Source organism: Paenibacillus sp. JZ16 (assembly GCF_015326965.1).
Lineage (GTDB): Bacteria > Bacillota > Bacilli > Paenibacillales > Paenibacillaceae > Paenibacillus_AQ.
Genome location: NZ_CP017659.1, coordinates 1,529,444 through 1,547,319, shown reverse-complemented (window position 1 = coordinate 1,547,319; position 17,876 = coordinate 1,529,444). Strand labels below are relative to the sequence as shown.

15 protein-coding genes are annotated in these 17,876 nt (G+C 51.4%); 10 read left to right on the top strand and 5 right to left on the bottom strand.

The features are described 5' to 3' along the window. Positions 1 to 53 precede the first annotated feature (53 nt). A complete protein-coding gene (locus BJP58_RS06810; RefSeq protein WP_194543336.1) occupies positions 54 to 425 on the bottom strand; it encodes a MerR family transcriptional regulator in 372 nt (123 codons plus the stop codon). Between the two features lie 205 nt (positions 426 to 630). Between BJP58_RS06810 and BJP58_RS06805 the strand changes: the two genes are divergently transcribed. Beyond that, entirely contained in the window at positions 631 to 2,217 is a 1,587-nt protein-coding gene (locus tag BJP58_RS06805) for an MDR family MFS transporter (protein WP_194543335.1), read from the top strand. Positions 2,218 to 2,327: 110 nt separating this feature from the next. Here BJP58_RS06805 and BJP58_RS06800 read toward each other — a convergent pair whose 3' ends face one another. The 3 genes from BJP58_RS06800 to BJP58_RS06790 all read right to left on the bottom strand — a co-directional run bounded on the left by BJP58_RS06800 (position 2,328) and on the right by BJP58_RS06790 (position 5,463). Then, positions 2,328 to 3,149, bottom strand: a complete 822-nt coding sequence (locus tag BJP58_RS06800) for a carbohydrate ABC transporter permease (RefSeq protein WP_113061135.1) — start codon at positions 3,147 to 3,149, stop codon at positions 2,328 to 2,330. A gap of 16 nt (positions 3,150 to 3,165) precedes the next feature. Next, a complete protein-coding gene (locus BJP58_RS06795) occupies positions 3,166 to 4,125 on the bottom strand; it encodes a carbohydrate ABC transporter permease (protein WP_194543334.1) in 960 nt (319 codons plus the stop codon). Positions 4,126 to 4,206: 81 nt separating this feature from the next. Further along, positions 4,207 to 5,463, bottom strand: a complete 1,257-nt coding sequence (locus BJP58_RS06790; RefSeq protein ID WP_194543333.1) for an ABC transporter substrate-binding protein — start codon at positions 5,461 to 5,463, stop codon at positions 4,207 to 4,209. Between the two features lie 438 nt (positions 5,464 to 5,901). Between BJP58_RS06790 and yqeK the strand changes: the two genes are divergently transcribed. From yqeK to BJP58_RS06755, 7 genes are all read left to right on the top strand, one after another. Then, positions 5,902 to 6,537: a bis(5'-nucleosyl)-tetraphosphatase (symmetrical) YqeK gene (gene yqeK / locus BJP58_RS06785; RefSeq protein WP_194544857.1), complete on the top strand. Its 636-nt coding sequence runs from the start codon at positions 5,902 to 5,904 to the stop codon at positions 6,535 to 6,537. Between the two features lie 22 nt (positions 6,538 to 6,559). Continuing rightward, on the top strand, positions 6,560 to 7,291 hold the full coding sequence (locus BJP58_RS06780) for a metallophosphoesterase family protein (RefSeq protein ID WP_194543332.1): 732 nt from the start codon (positions 6,560 to 6,562) through the stop codon (positions 7,289 to 7,291). Between the two features lie 286 nt (positions 7,292 to 7,577). Beyond that, positions 7,578 to 9,008 (top strand): SWIM zinc finger family protein, encoded by a 1,431-nt coding sequence (locus tag BJP58_RS06775; protein WP_194543331.1) that lies wholly within the window; start codon positions 7,578 to 7,580, stop codon positions 9,006 to 9,008. A 26-nt stretch (positions 9,009 to 9,034) separates the two neighbouring features. Continuing rightward, entirely contained in the window at positions 9,035 to 10,897 is a 1,863-nt protein-coding gene (locus BJP58_RS06770) for a HEAT repeat domain-containing protein (protein WP_194543330.1), read from the top strand. Positions 10,898 to 10,912: 15 nt separating this feature from the next. Next, positions 10,913 to 12,016, top strand: coding sequence for an ATP-binding protein (locus tag BJP58_RS06765; RefSeq protein WP_194543329.1), 1,104 nt, complete (start codon positions 10,913 to 10,915; stop codon positions 12,014 to 12,016). Next, positions 11,995 to 14,367: a DUF5682 family protein gene (locus BJP58_RS06760; RefSeq protein WP_194543328.1), complete on the top strand. Its 2,373-nt coding sequence runs from the start codon at positions 11,995 to 11,997 to the stop codon at positions 14,365 to 14,367. Before BJP58_RS06765 ends, BJP58_RS06760 begins: the two co-directional genes overlap by 22 nt. Before the next feature lie 3 nt (positions 14,368 to 14,370). Further along, positions 14,371 to 15,579, top strand: coding sequence for a VWA domain-containing protein (locus BJP58_RS06755; RefSeq protein ID WP_194543327.1), 1,209 nt, complete (start codon positions 14,371 to 14,373; stop codon positions 15,577 to 15,579). A 164-nt stretch (positions 15,580 to 15,743) separates the two neighbouring features. On the opposite strand, the gene BJP58_RS06750 is transcribed toward BJP58_RS06755, so the two are convergent. Further along, positions 15,744 to 15,920: a hypothetical protein gene (locus tag BJP58_RS06750; protein ID WP_181469919.1), complete on the bottom strand. Its 177-nt coding sequence runs from the start codon at positions 15,918 to 15,920 to the stop codon at positions 15,744 to 15,746. Positions 15,921 to 16,154: 234 nt separating this feature from the next. On the opposite strand from BJP58_RS06750, the gene pxpB reads away from it, so the two are divergent. Further along, positions 16,155 to 16,874 carry a 5-oxoprolinase subunit PxpB gene (pxpB, locus tag BJP58_RS06745; RefSeq protein WP_194543326.1) on the top strand — a complete coding sequence of 240 codons (720 nt, stop codon included), beginning with the start codon at positions 16,155 to 16,157 and terminating at the stop codon, positions 16,872 to 16,874. Beyond that, the gene (locus BJP58_RS06740) at positions 16,871 to 17,872 is read left to right on the top strand and encodes a 5-oxoprolinase subunit C family protein (RefSeq protein WP_194543325.1); all 1,002 of its coding nucleotides are present in this window, start codon (positions 16,871 to 16,873) and stop codon (positions 17,870 to 17,872) included. Before pxpB ends, BJP58_RS06740 begins: the two co-directional genes overlap by 4 nt. Positions 17,873 to 17,876: the final 4 nt, after the last annotated feature.

Genomic DNA, 17,876 nt, shown 5'->3' with positions numbered 1-17,876 from the left:
ATCATCGAAAAGAACGGCCCCGAGCATCATGACGCTCGGGGCCGCGTATGTCGTTAGACGGGGACCTGGTTCTTTTTCTTCATCGTAAGGGAAATTTGCCGCTCAAGCAGCCTTTTCAACTCATGGAGAGCAGCGATCTGACCATCCACATGACTTAACTTCTCTTGGTAAATGGACAGCATTTCCTCGCAGTACTCGTAATCATCTGGAGAAGAGATTTCCCCTTTGAATAAAGCTCTGATTTGATCCGTCGTTAATCCCAGCTTCAAATACAATTGAATCATTTTAACCCGCTCGATGGCAGATCTGTCGAAATGACGGTAATCGTTCTCAAGCCTGTGGGCTTCAAGCAGGCCTTTTTGTTCATAATGCCGGATGGAGCGTGCACTGACCTGACTGATTTGCGATAATTCACTGATCTTCATTCCACATGAACCTCCTTCATGAGTTGGATATCCCGATTATACGCTACCAGGGATGAGTGCATAAAGTCTCTGGGCTGTATTTATATGTATTTTGAAAAAAAGAGGAATCGGGGATAAAAGTGTGACAGTCACCTGTCATACTTTCTGAATTACAATGACGACAGTAAAGAAGAAGGAAACCTACTTAGAAGGAGTGTATGAGAACTTGAAGACACAATCAACCAACAAATTACCCATCGTGCTTGCCGGCCTGCTGCTCGGCATATTAATGGCCTCCATGGACAATACGATCGTAGCGACCGCTATGGGGAATATCGTCGGGGAGCTAGGAGGACTTGATCATTTTGTATGGGTGACCTCCGCTTATATGGTCGCTGAGCTTGCGGGAATGCCGATCTTCGGCAAGCTGTCCGACATGTATGGGCGCAAAAAGTTTTTTGTATTCGGGATGATTGTATTTATGCTGGGTTCCGTGATGTGCGGTACGGCGAACTCCATTACGGAACTGGCGCTATATCGTGCCGTGCAAGGTATTGGTGGCGGTGCGCTCATCCCGATTGCATTCGCGATTATGTTCGATACGGTTCCCCTCGAAAAGCGGGGTAAGCTTACCGGGTTATTCGGAGCCGTGTTCGGATTATCCAGCATATTCGGACCGCTCGCAGGTGCGTATATTACCGATCAGATTACATGGCAGTGGATATTCTATATTAATTTGCCAATCGGCATCGTGGCTTTCATGATGGTAACGCTGTTCTATAAAGAATCGCATGAACGCTCCAAACAGCCGATTGATTGGATGGGCGCCACTACGCTCCTGACAGGCGTGATCTGTTTCATGTTTGCTTTAGAGCTTGGCGGCAAGCAGTTGGCGTGGAATTCCTGGATTATCCTGACGTTGTTTGCTGCGGCGTTTGTCACGCTGGTCCTCTTCGTGCTTGCGGAGAGAAGGGCGGAAGAACCGATCATTTCGTTTCGTTTGTTCAAGAATAAACTCTATACCTCCAGTGTGCTGTGCGGCTTATTCAGCGGAGGATCCTTCATCGTGGCTTCCGTGTATATTCCAATCTTCATTCAAGGCGTACTTGGCGGAAGCGCAACGAACTCGGGGCTCGTCCTGCTGCCAATGATGGTGGGTTCGGTCATCACGGCTACGGTGAGCGGTTTTCTGATGAGTAAAATATCGTATCGTAACATCATGATCCCGACGCTTGTCCTGTTCACGGGAGGGATGGTGCTTGCTTCGACACTAACGGCGGAATCCAGTAGGTTCATCGTAACCCTGTACATGGTGCTGATCGGGCTTGGCATCGGCGGCTCGTTCTCCGTGCTGAGTACTGCCGTGATGCATGGTTTATCCTATAAGCAGCGTGGAATGGCGAGTTCTACCTTTAACTTTACGCGGTCGCTTGGGATGACGATTGGGATTACGGTGTTCGGGTTGATACAGAGCCGATCCTTTGCCGGTTCCTTATCCTCGGGATCGAGCGTGATGAACACCGAGTCGCTGCCTGAAGGATTCGATCTCAAGGACCCTCACATCTTATTGGCGCCGGAGACGAGGTCGCTGATTCCGGCCGAGCTGCTCAAGCCGATCTCGGACTCGCTTGCTTCCTCCATTGCGGCTACGTTTGCTTGGGCTATCGTTCCTGCAGCGTTAGCGCTTGCGGCAGCAACGGTAATGGGGCGCAAAAAGTTGGATGAAACAGCGGAGTTAAAGCGGGAGACGGTCGTTGGTTCAGAAGAGGAGAGTGAAACTCCGGACCATGAGAAGCTGGCGATGGTGCCGTAATGGTTTCGGTATGGCGGTATGATCTGGGGTAAAATAAAAGAAAAGGCTGCTTTTAACAAATAAGAGGGTATCCCAATAGATCTAAGATCTTTTGGGATACCCTCTTGCCGTTAACTCTTAATGGCACCTGCTGCAATATCGGAAATGAATTGCTTGCTGATGAACAGGAACAAAACGATCAGCGGAATGACGGCGAGCAGCGTACCGGCAATGACCATCGAATAGTCGGTCGTGTATATTCCGTTCAATGAGGAAAGCGCAACCTGCAGGGTGAATTTGTTCTCATCATTTAGAATAATTAGCGGCCACAGGTAGTCATTCCATACGCCGATGAACGTGAAGGCAGCCAGGAACGATAGGGCGGGACGCAGAATCGGCAGCGATATATTCCAGTAGAGGCGGAAGAATCCGCAGCCGTCGATTTTGCCAGCATCCAGCAGCTCCGAGGGCACCGACTCCTGTGCATATTGCCTGATCCAGAAGATCCCGAAGGCGTTTACCATTCCGGGAATGATCAGCGCCTTATAAGTTCCTACCCATCCGAACTCTGCCATAATGACAAAGGAGGGTACCAGGGACAGCTGGGCCGGCGCCATCATGGTAGCCAGCAGCAGCACAAACAGCCATTTTTTGCCCGGGAAATGGAATTTGGCGAACGTGAATCCGGCCAGGGAATCAAAGAATAAGACTAACAGCGTACAAGCGGAAGCCACGAACAGAGTATTCCAGAAGGCGCCGAAGAAATCAATGCTGCTCAGCACCCTCGACACGTTATCAAGCAAGTGAGGACCGAACCATAGTTTCGGAGGAAAGCTGTAAATATCCGAAGTGGTTCGGGTTGCCATGACAAGCAGCCAATAGAAGGGGAAAATCGACAGCAGCAGTCCGGCGATTAACCCGATGTGAAGGAATATGGATTTCCATTTGAACATACGATTCACCCCCATTTCAGTCATTGGACGGACTGCCCTGCACCATTTTCCAGTTCACGATGGAAAAGATCGCTATGAGCAGGAACATTCCCCAGCCGACGGCAGCGCCATATCCGAAATAGTTATTCACGAAGGCTTCACGGTACAGGTAGAGGACGATGGTCATACCGCCGCCGCTGACGCCACCATCATTGCCAACAAGCACCTGCGGTTCGGTGAAGATCTGCATGCCGCCGATGGTCGAGGTAATGACCGTGAAGAGAATGATGGGCCTAAGATTGGGAATGGTGATTTTGAAAAAGGATTGAATGCCGGAGGCTCCGTCGATCTTGGCTGCTTCGTACAGGACGGTCGGGATGCTCTGCAGCCCGGCAAGATAGATAATGGCGTTATACCCTGCCCATCTCCATATGACCATGACCGAAATGGCGAGCTGTATGCCCCATGTCTTATTCAACCACTCGATGGAGTTCAGGCCGAGCAGGGACAGCATATAGTTGAGAAGGCCGTAATTGTTCGAGAATACGGTGCCGAACACGATGGCAACCGCCACGAGTGAGGTGACGTTCGGCAGGAAATAGCCGATCCGGAAGAAGGTGCGGAACCGGACAAATGATGCATTAAGCAGGAAGGCAACGACCAGCGCGATAAACAGCATCGGTATCGTGGAGTAAATCCAGATGAGCAGCGTGTTGCCGACGGCTCTCCAGAATTCCGGATCGGTGAGCATGAATTGGTAGTTGCCCAGCCCGTTATAGGTCATCTCCCCGATGCCGTCCCATTTCTGAAAGGACAGGAACATCGAGAAGGCAATCGGGAAAAGGCCGAATATGGCAAATAGAATGTAAAATGGGGAGATCGCCAAATATTCTTTGCGGTGTTTCCATATCTGTGCAGACAGTCGCTCTTGAGATTTCGGATGTTTAGGAACAGGCTTCTGTTCCACGGGCGTGCGATTCAGCATTGGATTATCCATCGTACTGTACCTCCTGTAGCGGTTGGTATTTAAGTACTCCTAACAATCGGAAAGCCATACCTCGCAAAACAAGAACCTTGGTCAGCGCAGCAGTTCTTTTTTGACTCTGGCCAGCGCGTCTTCCCAGGCTTTATCAGGATTTTTGCCCTGGAGCGCAACGGATGACAGCTCTCGATTGACAATGCCGTTTACATTAGCGAATTTACCACCGAAATAAGCAGGTTTGACGTTACGTGCAGATTCCGAGAACACCTCGCCAGTTGCCTGATTCCCGAAAAATTCCTCGGGCTCCTTCATCACGGGGGCATCCAGCGCGTCTTTGGCGGAAGGGAAGAGGTTGATCTTCTTAAAGGATTGAACCTGATTTTCCGGACTCTGAATATATTTCATCACTTCAAATGCTTCTTGCGGATATTTACTCGTCTTCATAATGGCCAGGAAGGAGCCGCCATTGTTGCCGTCCCCGCCAGGGGCGCGTGCTACTCTCCACTTGCCGCTGGTATCCGGCGCCGCCTGCATCAATATTTCCTTCATCCACACCGCACCGACAAAGGAAGCGACCCGTCCATTGTTCATGGCGGCATTCCATTCGGAGGAGGACGTATTGGCGTTGGCGCTTAGCTTCATCTGGGAAGCCTTCACCGCCGTATCCCACGCCGTTTTCATGGAGGACTCGGGAGTTTCGCCGATAAACGTATTGTCCTCGGCAAAATATATGCGTTCAGACTGAGCATTCATTTGCGTGTAAATGTTGGTGATGTTGTCGAGCATTTTCACTTTTTGATCAAAATGCTCCTGCAGCTTCTGCCCGGCTTCGAAGTATTGATCCCACGTGCCAAGCTGCGCGTGTACCTCTTCCGGTTCGGTTGGCAGCCCGGCTTCCCCGAACAAATCGGCCCTGTAATATAGGGCCGTTGGCCCCGTATCGATCGGAAGGGCAATCATAGTGCCTTCCGGGGTAACGCCAAGCTTCCATTTCCAATCCAGGAAATCCGGCTCAATATCCTTGGCGCCCAGCTCATACAGATCGTAGAAACGGTCCGAGCTCGTAAACAGCTCTGCCACCCAGTCGTTAAAAGCGACGATGTCCGGTCCTCCGGAACCGGCCGCCAGCGTTGTCTTTAGCTTCGATTTGAAGTCGCCACCGATTTTTTGCGCATCGATTCGAATCCCCGGGAATTCCTTTTCAACAGACTTAATCAGCTCATCGTCCAGGCTTCGGTTCCAGTACCAGAGTGTAAGCGTTTTCGTTTTTTCGGTGGAAGCATTTCCCGTGCAACCACTGATGATCATAACAAGAATCAGTAACCCCAAGCTAACCATCCTGCGTGTATTCACTATCGTCAGCCTCCTAACGTGGTGAAGTCGGTGATGCTTAAATCTTATTCAGTTACCAAGCTCGCGTGAGTAAAATATATGATTACGTTAATAAACATTAGACTAAAAATCGAAACATTCCATATTAAGGAATAATAAATGGACAAACCGGGGGCCATATCACGGATCGATCAATTCTTTCCTAATATATCATTGCTTCCTCCTTCCAATAGGTTCGTTATGTCTTACTCAACGTTGATATCCCGCATCATCTGCACGAATGGGTTTGGTCGATGATGCGTAGAATCGGATGACCTCCTTTCTTTGACTTTCTTGTATAATAGCTTCAAACTATTCTCAGTATAAGTTAATATTGTATGGAAAATGAAGTGCTAGATTGGTAAATTCAAGGAATTGGGTGAGGTGAAAAGAGTGAATGACCCGCGTAAGCATCGCTTGATGATCAGCTCCTACCGTGAGCTTGGGGGACACGATCTCACCGGAAATCTTAGAAATGACGTGGTCCGCTTTCTGCAGAAACACCAATGCCTAAAAACAGCAGAGCATGTGCTTAAAGTGGGGGAGGAAACCCGCAGAATTGCAATTCTCTATGGTGCCGATCCGAACGCTGCTGAATATGCCGGGTATCTGCATGATATTAGTGCCGTTTTTCCGAATCATGTCCGCATTCAAGTATCCCGTGAGATCGGTTTGGAAGTATTGCCCGAAGAAGAGTTATTTCCCATGATCGTCCATCAGAAAATATCGGCATATATGGCTGAGGATTTGTTCAAGATTACAGAACCGGAAATATTGAACGCTGTTGGTTGCCATACGACGTTGAGATCCAAGGCTTCTTTGCTAGACAAGGTACTGTTCGTCGCTGACAAATTGGAATGGGATCAAACGGGAATCCCCCCGTATTCAGAGGAGGTTACGGACCAGCTGCAAATCTCGCTGGATCATGCGGCATTCGAATATATTCAATACTTATGGAATCGACGTGAATTGCTGAAGGTAGTCCATCCCTGGCTTCGAGACGCATATGATGAATTAAGGGATTCACTTAGCCATAACCACAGCAATTCGAAATAAACGAAGCTTGGAGGCGGGTTCATTGACGCAAATTGCACTGATCTCCGACATTCACGGAAACATCCCTGCGCTGGAAGCCGTTCTGAAGGATATCAGACAGCGCAGAATCGAAACCATCTACTGCCTGGGCGACTTGATTGGCAAGGGCCCGCACGGAGATATCGCGGTTGATATGGTGAGAACCCATTGCCAGCATGTCATCAAGGGGAATTGGGACGACTTTATAGGTAAGGAAACCGATGATCCGGTCCTCCTATGGCATCAGCATAGACTCGGAAGCGAGAGGCTTCAATATCTTGCCGATCTTCCGTATATCCTTGAGTTCATGATGAGCGGTAAATGGATCCGGTTGTTTCATGCATCGCCCCGCAGCGTGTACGAGCGAATACAACCATGGGATGGCCAGGAGAAGCTTGAAACCTTGTTTCACAGTTCCCCGCTGGGCGGGGATCCGAGAATCGCGGACGTTGCTGGTTACGGGGATATTCATAATGCATATCACCAGCATCTGGACGGGAGAACGCTATTTAATACCGGCAGCGTCGGCAATCCCCTTGAAATGCCTGAGGCCTCCTATGTCATTTTGGATGGAATCTATGACAGCGAAGATCCGGCTCCTCTCAACATTCAATTTATTCGCGTGCCTTACCCTATTGAACAAGCCGTACAGGATGCCCTGGAATCCGGCATGCCTTTCCCTGAAGAATATATTCTCGAGGTTAGAACAGGGCGGTATCAAGTAAGAAAAGATTAATGACGATATCGATTTCTGAAGAGCCGGTTATGCCGGCTCTTTTTTTAGAGATAAGAAAGTATAAACTTCCAAGGCTTAGCATCCTTATCTCGCAAGAAAAACTTCCGCTTAATGTAGTTTCCTTTATTACCCAATAAAGGATTAGGATGGTTGAATGAATAAGAATGAGTGTTCTTAAATAGGTCTTAAGAAGGGTAGGGAGTCTGGCGCGGATTCGATATGATTAAGTTAATGGATAATTTTGCTGTGCATGACCGGCAGCGACTTGATTTAGGAGGGTATGAGTTTGGTTGAGATAACAGAGTCATGGATCGATTCGCAGGCACCGAATAGCGCGGCCATAAAGAATGGGCAGGGTCTTGTCAAAAAAGGACGGTTTCTGCAGCTCCATCATTCGGTGGATCATGCCGTACTTTTTGGCACATGTGCTGGCAGCGGAAGTTCCGATTACCAGCCGTCCGCCGATTTTGCGGTACCGGAGAAGCCGGTTATGCGGTGTACTTGCCCGAGTCGGCAGTTTCCGTGCAAGCATGTGCTTGGTCTGCTCTATGCGTATGCAGGCGGAGCATCGTTTACACCCGCCGAGGTGCCGGGGGATTTGGCCGCCAAACGGGAGAAAGCGGAGAAGCGGGAAGAGCGTAAGCTCAAAGAAACAACCGAAGGGGCAGCGCCCAAACCGAAGAAGGTCAACAAATCGGCATTAAAAAAGAAAATCAATGCGCAGCTGGAGGGCCTGGACGTATTAGAGAGGCTGATCCACTCGTTGATCCGGAACGGATTAGGAACATTGGATAAAAAGGAACAAAAGCTGATCCAGGAACATGTAAAGCAGATGGGCAACTATTATTTATCGGGTGCTCAGTCGGAACTTCGCCGCCTGGCGTTGGTGCTGTCAGATAAAGACCAGGAGAAAGCTTATACATATGCGGTGGGGCAGCTTGCTGTTATGAACGCAATCATTAAAAAAGGCAGACAATACCTGACTTCAAAGCTTGAGGATCCGGATATGGCGCTGGACCATGAGTCGACGATTGAGGAATGGCTGGGGCACGCCTGGCAGCTGACGGAGCTGCAAAGCTTCGGACTCGTAAGTGAAGAGGCGGAGTTGATACAGCTTTCCTTTCTGAGTTATGCCGACGATGCACGGCTGGAGCATGTTGATATCGGATACTGGATTCAGAAGGACAGCGGCGAAATTCACCGAACGATTCAGTACCGTCCCTATAAGGCCGCCAAGCTGATGCGTGAGGAAGACAGCTTTTTCGAAAAAGCCCGAGTCCCAGTGCTTTATCGTTATCCGGGGGATATGAACCGACGAGTCCGCTTTGAAGAGATGGCTTCAATTCCGTTGACAGCGGAGGATTTCGTTTGGATTCACGAATATGCGGCGAACTCTTATGCTGACGCAGTTAAAAAGGTGAAGAACCAGCTGAAAAATCCGCTGGCTGACAGCCATCCCGTGATGCTGCTACATGTTTCCCGGATCAGCCGGAACGACGAAGGTCAGTATGCCATCACGGATGAAGCCGGACAGTCGATTGCCCTTGGCGACGTATTTTTACAGTCGACGGTCCCGATGCTGCGGTATTTGCCGGAGGAGAAGCTGAGCGGCGTCTCCATGCTGGTTATGTTTGAGCACAGCCTGACGACGGGCCGACTCTTGGCGCAGCCGCTGACCCTTGTTACGAATAACGAAATCATCCGGCTGTTGTACTGAGCAGGGATAACGAAGGAGGAACGACCATGAGTACGGCATTACTGCAGGAGCTTAACCAGGAGGTTAGGCGTTTATATATTGCCGGCAGCGAACTCGCAGCCGGCGACTTTCGCCTCAAGAGGCTGCTGCCGCAGTTTCAGCAGCTGGGAGAGCGCGCTCCCGTGTTCAAGAGATTGGGTGAAGGGATCAGCGCTTTAATCGAACCGGAGTCCGGGAAGGAGACTCCATCGGCTCAGCTGCTTCAGGATTTGAACCAGCTGCTGAGCTCCGTGCTGCATACACAAGGAACAACAGCCCCTGAAGGAGAGCTCCATCCGGTAGACCATCATCCGGTTTCACTGTCATCTAATTTATCCTTCCGCAAGCTTTCCGCTGTACAGACAGCGCTGACTACAACGGGCGGCGGCCGTTACGAGATCATAGAAGAAGCATGGAAGGAGGGCTTGTTCCGTGATTTCCGGCTGGTATACCTTGCGATTGAAGCGTTGAATGACCCTTATGTGGAGATTGGCGAGCTAGCGGCCAATGAGATCGTGCCGTCGTATGGATCTGAAATCATTCCATTTCTGATGGAAAGCTTTAATCCCGCGGGCGGAAAGTCGGAGTCGCGCAAGCTGAAGGTGATGGCCCAAACTGGCGGCAAGGAAATAGCGGAGCTGATCCGACAAGCAGCCGAGATCGGCAGCGACGAGGTGAGGTGCATGGCGATCAAATTGCTTGCCCGCTACGAAGAGTATGAAGCTGATCTAATGGAATGGAGTAAGAGTAAGAAGAAAGTCATCCGCGAAGCCGCATACGACGCGCTTGCAGAGAACGGTTCGGAGCAGGCTGTGGAGCGATTGTATGAAGCCGCTCAAGGAAAAGACCAAGAGCTGGTTAACCCTGCCCTTGGCAAATGCCGCTCCGCCTTGTTGACGGATTGGCTTGTACGAGACATGTCCGCCGAGCTTCAAGCGGTTTCCGAATTTCAGGATGACAAGTCAAAGCTGGAGGAGAGCTGGAGCAAGGTGAAGCGCTGCTTGTGGGCACTGCACGATAAACAAAGTTCTGCTCTCGAAGAGCTGTACCGGAACGTGCTTCAGCAGTATTCCTTATATATCAAGTCTTTGGGCTGGGCATACCTTATGAATGAAGCGGTCATTTACATGAATCGTGTAGATTCCGAGGAAGCCAGGGAACTGCTTCGCCAAAACGCGGAGAACGATTTGGAGCAATACAGACATAGCAGCTCATATGTCCGCGAGGTATTCCAAAAAGCCGCGCGCGTGCTGCCGCCGGACCGCGTATATGAACAATACAAGGACGTTCTGCTGCAAGGTTTCGGCTCTTCGTCTCTTGGCAACGCGGCCAAGGAACGAAAAAGGCTTCTGGACACCCTGTCAGATATGGTTATCCATAGGCAGTATAAACCGTATGAGGAAGTTATGCCGTTTACGGGGAAGGAAAGTTACACGTATTACGTGGAAATGCTTCCGCAGGAGCAGCTGCAAGCAAGCTGGGATGACAGATGGCTTGAGCTGTTTATCGAGCAGGATGAGCTTGCGCTGGTAAGCGCGTTCGCCCGCCGGGGACATAACGGAGCCGAGTCGTATTTACTGGCGAAACTGAAGAATTCGCCGGAATTCCGCAACCGTTTTGCCAACTTGATCATTATGGGTCTTGTTCGCTCCGGCATGAAGGATGAGGCGTTATTTGAAGCGATCGTGGTCGCACTGGAGGATAAGCGCAATCAGGACTGCTACATGATTGAACCTTTTATATTCAAGCAGCTTTGCCGATTACCGGCAATGTATTATGATCGCGTTCTTGCGGTGCAAGGCAACTTTCGGGACAACGCCGAGGATCAGCTTCGTTACATCCTCCGGATGATGAAGGAGCAAGAAAATTAAAGGAGTGAATAGCCCATGGCAGCTGGACAAGAGCAATTACAAGATATCATGCGGCAGCCCGCGGAATTACTGTTCCGTCACGAGCTGGAAGCATTGCGTAAGGAGGATTCGGGAAACATTCCAGCCGGATGGCAGATGTCGCCTCAATCCGTACTCAAATTCATTGTTGGCGGCAAGGCAGGCAAAACGGAAATCACGCCTAAATATATCGGGAACAAGCGGCTGATCGAGATGGCGGTCGCTACCTTGGTAACCGACCGTGCTCTATTATTGATCGGGGAACCAGGTACAGCCAAATCCTGGCTGTCCGAAAATTTGGCCGCAGCGATCTACGGGAATTCCGGTCTGGTCGTTCAGGGAACGGCAGGAACGAGTGAAGAGCATGTCCGTTATTCCTGGAACTATGCCATGCTGCTCGCTCAAGGCCCGACTCCCGAAGCGTTGGTGCAGAGTCCGATCATGCGGGCGATGGAAGCTGGAGGGATAGCCCGCTTCGAAGAGATTTCCCGGTGCGCCTCCGAGGTACAGGATGCACTGATCTCCATTTTGTCGGAAAAGACGATATCGGTGCCTGAGCTCGGTAAAGAAATGAACGCGCGGAAAGGCTTCTCTATTATCGCTACCGCAAATACAAGAGACCGCGGGGTCAATGAGATGTCAACTGCGCTCAAGCGCCGTTTTAATATTATCGTCCTTCCCGCACCAGCGGATCTGAATACCGAAATCGAAATCGTAAAGAAGCGGGTGTCGGAGATTGCCTCCTCTTATGATCTGCAGGCTGCTGCTCCCGCAGATGAAGCACTGCTCAAGGTCGTGACGATCTTTCGTGAGCTGCGCAGCGGCATGACGCTGGATAAAAAGGAAAAGGTGAAGTCCCCGGGCGGAGTGATCTCGACGGCTGAAGCGATATCGCTCCTGACGAACAGCATGGCGCTGGCAGCGAGCTTTGGCAGCGGTGAGCTGACGGACGAGGACTTGGCAGCGGGACTTCAAGGAGCGATTGTGAAGGACGATGATAAAGACCGGCTCGTATGGAAGGAATATCTTGATAACATTATGAAAAAACGCGGAGCGGAGTGGCGGGGCTTATATAACGCATGCAAGGAGATCAACCAGTGAATGCTGCCGGCATACATGTTTTTGGAGTTCGGCATTTGTCGCCCGCCGGTGCGAAGCATGTACTGGACTTTCTGGATGTGATCAATCCCACGGCCGTGCTCATCGAAGGGCCGTCGGATGCAAGCGGGGAAATACGGAATCTGACTCAGGCAACAACCAAGCCGCCGGTAGCCATATTGGCGTTTACCGAAGAACTGCCCGTACGAACGATTCTGTGGCCTTTTGCGGTATACTCCCCGGAATATCAGGCCATGAGATGGGCGCAGAAGCACGGAGCTTATGCCGCATTTATCGACCTGCCCTCATCTGCTGCCGTCTGTCTGCAGGATCTGCGCCGCAGCTCGGATGACGAAACGCGCGTGAAAGAACTTGAAGGCGAGGAACTTGGTTCCGACTCGGTACCAGCTGGACCGATGGACGAAAGTCGGCCGGACGAAAAATCCCTATATGAGCGGATTGCCGAGCTTGCCGGTGAATACGATTACGATATGTACTGGGAGCGGAGCTACGAGCATAATTTGAGCGAAGGATCTTACCGGCAATCCATATCGGCTTTTTCCATGGAGATGCGAGAGCTGTCGGAGGAGAAAGAGCGGCGGGAGGATACTGTGGAATACGCCTACAATGCCGTCCGGGAGTCGTATATGCGCCGCCAGATTGTTGAAGCGATTGCGGCCGGGCATGACCCCGAGCGCATCGTAGTCGTGTGCGGGGCTTATCATGTCTCGGCCCTTCGCGATTTGTCCAGCCCGATGAGCGACGAGGAATTGAATCAGCTTCCTTCCCGGATAACCAAGCTGACGCTTATGCCATATTCCTATTATAAGCTGTCGTCCATTTCCGGATATGGTGCCGGGAATATCGCTCCCCATTATTTTGAGATGATGTGGGAACGAATGCAGGAGGGGACTCTAGCGGAATTGCCGAATCATTATTTATCCATGGTGGCGGGCTCGATGAGAAAGAATGGCACCCACCGCTCCACGGCGGAGGTGATCGAAGCCGTCCGGCTGGCGGAGTCGCTGGCAGCGCTCCACGGGGGCGGTCTCCCGACACTTCGGGATTTGCGGGATGCGGCCCAGACGCTGCTTGGGCGCGGCGAACTTGCGGTCGTGGCTGAGGAGCTTGCACGTGTGGAGATCGGCACGGCGATCGGCGAGCTGGCGGAAGGCGTCAGCCAGACCCCGATCCAAGACGACCTGAACCGCCAGCTGAAGAGGCTGAAGCTGGAGAAGTATAAATCGGTTGTAGCCAACGATTTAATATTGGATTTGCGCGAGAACCGGAGGGTAGCTTCAAAAGAGTCCGCGTATCTCGATTTGAACCGGTCCTTTTTGTTTCATCGCCTGAAGCTGCTGGGGATTGAATTTGTTAAGTCCAGACCCAGCGGGCAGGAGCAAGGAGCATGGGCGGAGCACTGGGTTGTGCAATGGACGCCGGAGGTTGAAATTCAGGTCGTTGAATCGACGCTGCTGGGTGAGACGGTAGAGGTGGCTGCCGCTTATATGCTCCAGCAAAAGCTGGCGGGCTGCAGTTCGATTGCCGAAGCCTCTGCGCTGATTCGTATCGCGTATGAATGCGGGATGATTCATCAGATGGAAGCGGGTCGGCAGACCCTGCAAAAGCTTGCTGTGGACAGCCGCGATGTCGTTCAGATTGCGGCAGCTTCCCGGGAGTTATCCGTGCTGATCCGTTATGGCGGGATCAGGCGGATGGATACAGAGCCCCTTGTACCGCTGCTGCAGCAGCTCTTTACGCGCGCTTGCTTGTTTCTGCTCGATGGCAGCCAGTGCAGCGACGAGGTATCCGGCTCAATGATAACCGCCATGAATGAGCTGAACAGCGTCGCCTTGGAGCATGCGGAGCAGGTGGACGAGGAACTTTGGCTGCAAGAGCTCGGGCATTTGTCCGAAAGAGATGACCTGAACGCCCGTTTGTCGGGATATGCATGTGCAGTATTGATGGAGCGGAATGCGATTTCCGCCCGGCAGTGTGCCGAAGAAGTGTCGCGGAGATTATCCCCCGGCATTCCAGCTGATTTGGGGGCAGGATGGTTTGAAGGCTTATCGATGCGGAACCGATATGCTCTTCTCTCGCGGTTAAGTCTGTGGGAGCAGCTGAATGAATACATCCAGTCCCTGGAGGATGATGAATTCACTCGTGCGCTTGTTTTTCTGCGCCGGGCGTTCAGCAGCTTTTCGGCGAAGGAGAAGACGATGATTGCCGAGCTGCTTGGCGAGCTATGGGGTGTGAATGCAGAGCAGGCTGCCGAGATTTTGACCGGCGATCTGAAGGAGGAAGAAGCGAAGATGATTGACGACTTGAATGATTTTGACTTTGAGGACTTTTAGACGATGAGCATACCGGAACCCAACCAAATATCGCGTTGGCGGCTCATTCTGGGCCAGTCGGCCGAACCTCAGCTAGCGGGCTATAACCCCGGGGGAAGCATACAGCTGTCGGAGGAAGAGATGATTATGGACCGTGCGCTGGCCGCGATTTATGATAATACGGACGGCGGGGCGGAAGCCGGAAGTGCGGCCGCGGGGCAGCGGACAGCCGGGCAAGGAAAGTCCGCTCCCCGGCTGGCGCAGTGGCTGGGGGATGTCCGCACCTTTTTCCCCGAAGACGTGGTGTCTATTATCCAGAATGATGCCATGGAACGAAAGGGCTGGAAGCAGCTGTTGTTTGAACCGGAGGTTCTGGCTACGGTCAAGCCGGATATACAGCTGGTTGGCACGCTGCTGTCCCTGAAAGGGAAGATTCCCGAGAAAACCAAGGATACGGCGCGCCTGCTGGTAAAGGCGGTTGTGGATGAACTTGTCCAGCGTCTGCAGGAGGATATTCGCCGGGCTGTGACAGGGGCGTTGAACCGCAGGCAGCATACACCGCTTCCTTCGCTCAGCGGTATTGACTGGAAGCGGACGATACAGCGAAATCTGAAAAATTATGATGCGGACCGCAAGCAGATCGTGCCGGAGCGTTTTTATTATTTTGACAGGGCAAGACGGAGCAAAGAATGGACCGTTATTGTGGATATCGACCAGAGCGGTTCCATGGCGGAATCCGTCATCTGGGCTTCCGTTATCGGATCCATATTTGCAAGCATCCCCTCGCTAGACACCCGTGTGGTCGTGTTCGATACGGAAGTTGTTGACCTGACGGAGCAGTGTGCCAATGATCCGGTGGATATGTTATTCGGCATCCAGCTTGGCGGCGGAACGGATATTCATAAATCGGTCGCTTATTGCGAGCAGTTTATTGAAGAACCGAAAAAAACGCTGTTTATTATCATTTCGGATCTGTATGAAGGCGGCAATCAAGCCGGGCTGATCCGGCGAATGCGTGAACTGCGGGAAGCGGGAGTCAAGACGATGTGTCTCCTCGCATTATCCGACGAGGGAAAACCGTTCTATGATGAGCAGGTAGCCAAGCTGCTGTCCAGGGACGGAACACCTTGCTTTGCATGCACCCCTGCTCTTCTCCCGCAGCTGGTGGAAGGCGCACTGAAAGGGCATGATCTGGCCGAACTAGCGAAGCGGTTAGGCACCAAGGGGATATAAACGGAAGAATACGGGGCTCGGCTGGGTGTCCTTCTCTCATAAATGAAGTCTCGTGGTTGGTTCATTTAAACCACAAACCCGAATGACTTGTAAATAATACACCTAAAAAGACCTCACGGACGATCCTGTGAACAACGGATCTTCCGTGAGGTCTTCTACTTGTATTATTGCTGGTTCTCGGAGCTATGACCAGCGTTTGGCTGCTGCTGTTGAAACACCTCGGCTGCTTCTTCGGCAGAAATCTCAGTGTCGAATTCACCTGGAATCGGCATTTTGTTCAATTTCGTGGTTTGAACTTCTGCTTTTGTCGGTTCGTTACTGTTCTGGTTTTGTGGGCTCATGTTGGTGGCACCTCCTTATCAAAGTACGTCTTCAGTATTTTGCCAACCATTCCCTAAAATTATACAGATATACAGCATGGACGCTTGGCCTGATCCGTCAGAGTCAACTGTTCCTGATTCCATCGACAAATAATAAAATTGCATATTCAACGGATGCCTGTTTCTCTGCTATCATAGGAATAATCATTCAATATTGACGATAATCAGCAGTACATATGGAATGGAGAATGTCCTATGAGCAAGTCTTATTCGTTCTTCCCTTTAGGGGATTCGGCTGTTCACATACAATTCGAAAATATCGTGAGTGAGAAGGTGCATCGCCAGGTCACGGCTATGACGAGACGAATAGAGCAGAACCCTTTTCCAGGCTGGATCGAATGCATCCCTTCGTATACGAGCGTAGCGGTTTACTATGATTATGATAAGATCGGCAAACCGGACGGATTCGATACCGTGTTTGCTTACGTCTGTTCGATGCTCGAGCAGCGGATGGAGGCGGGAGCCGAAGAGAAGAACATCACGAAATATGAGGTTGTTGACATACCGATTTGTTATGGGGGCGACTATGGGCCGGATCTGGAGGAAGTAGCTCAGCAGAACGACCTTACCCCCAGGGATGTCATTCGTATTCATTCCGGGCAGGATTACTTGGTATACGCCATTGGATTCGCGCCCGGCTTCCCCTATGTTGGAGGTGTTCCGGAGCAGATTGCGACACCGAGGAAACAGACTCCCCGGCTGCAAATTCCGGCTGGATCCGTAGGAATTGCCGGCACGCAAACCGGCATATATCCGATCGAAACGCCGGGTGGGTGGCAGATTATCGGCCGGACGCCGCTCGGTTTATTTCGTCCCGAAGCGGAGCCTCCAACGCTGTTGAAGAGCGGGCAATATATCCGGTTTCGGCCTATTCAAGCGGAGGAATACGAACAGTTAAGGGAAGTGGGTCTATGAGTATAACCGTTATAAAGCCGGGACTTCTTGTGACTCTTCAGGATGCGGGAAGACGGGGTTACGGCAGATACGGCATTATCACGGCTGGAGCAATGGATACCTCTGCTTATCGGATCGCCAATCGACTAGTTGGCAATGAGGATGATCAGGCCGTTCTGGAAATTACATGGTCAGGATTTGCGGTTGAATTTCATAGCGATCGGTGGGTTGCCATTACCGGCGGGGATTTATCACCCTCGATAGAAGGAGTGAAGGTTCCGATGTGGCGTCCCGTGCTGATCAAAGCAGGCCGTGTTCTGAGGTTTCAACAGCCGGTATCGGGTTGCCGTTCTTATATGGCGGTGTCGGGCGGATTTGATGTCAACCAGGTAATGGGCAGCAGCAGCACCTATTTAAGGGCCGGAATCGGCGGGTATGAAGGGAGGCCGTTGAAGACGGGGGATACGCTGCATGCCCATCTTTCTATGCTTCCTGTGGTCTCGTCTGAACGATACCTTGATGATTATGGCGGTTTCCTCACCGCAAAATGGGCCGTCTCTGCTGAAAGGTATCCTGGTCCAGGACAGGAGACGTTGATACGTGTGCTGAAAGGGCGTCAATATGATGACTTTGACGACGGCAGCAAGCAGGCGCTGTTCGGAGAACGGTTCACCGTTACTCCGCAATCGGACCGTATGGGCTACAGGTTGTCCGGTCCGCTGCTTCAATTGACCCATGAAAAGGAATATATATCCGAGCCGGTGGCCCTTGGAACGGTACAGGTACCTGCAGATGGCCAGCCCATCATTCTAATGGCGGATCGGCAGACGCTTGGAGGGTACCCTAAAATTGCGCAAGTGGCAACCGTCGATATTTCGCTGATCGCTCAGCTGTCGCCTGGAGCAGCGATTCGCTTTGCGGGCATTTCGTTGGCTGAAGCAGAACAGCTCTATACGGCTCATGTTCGGGAGTTTCGAATGTTGGAGTCCATGATCAAGCTTAAATTAAAGGAGTGGTGAGTCA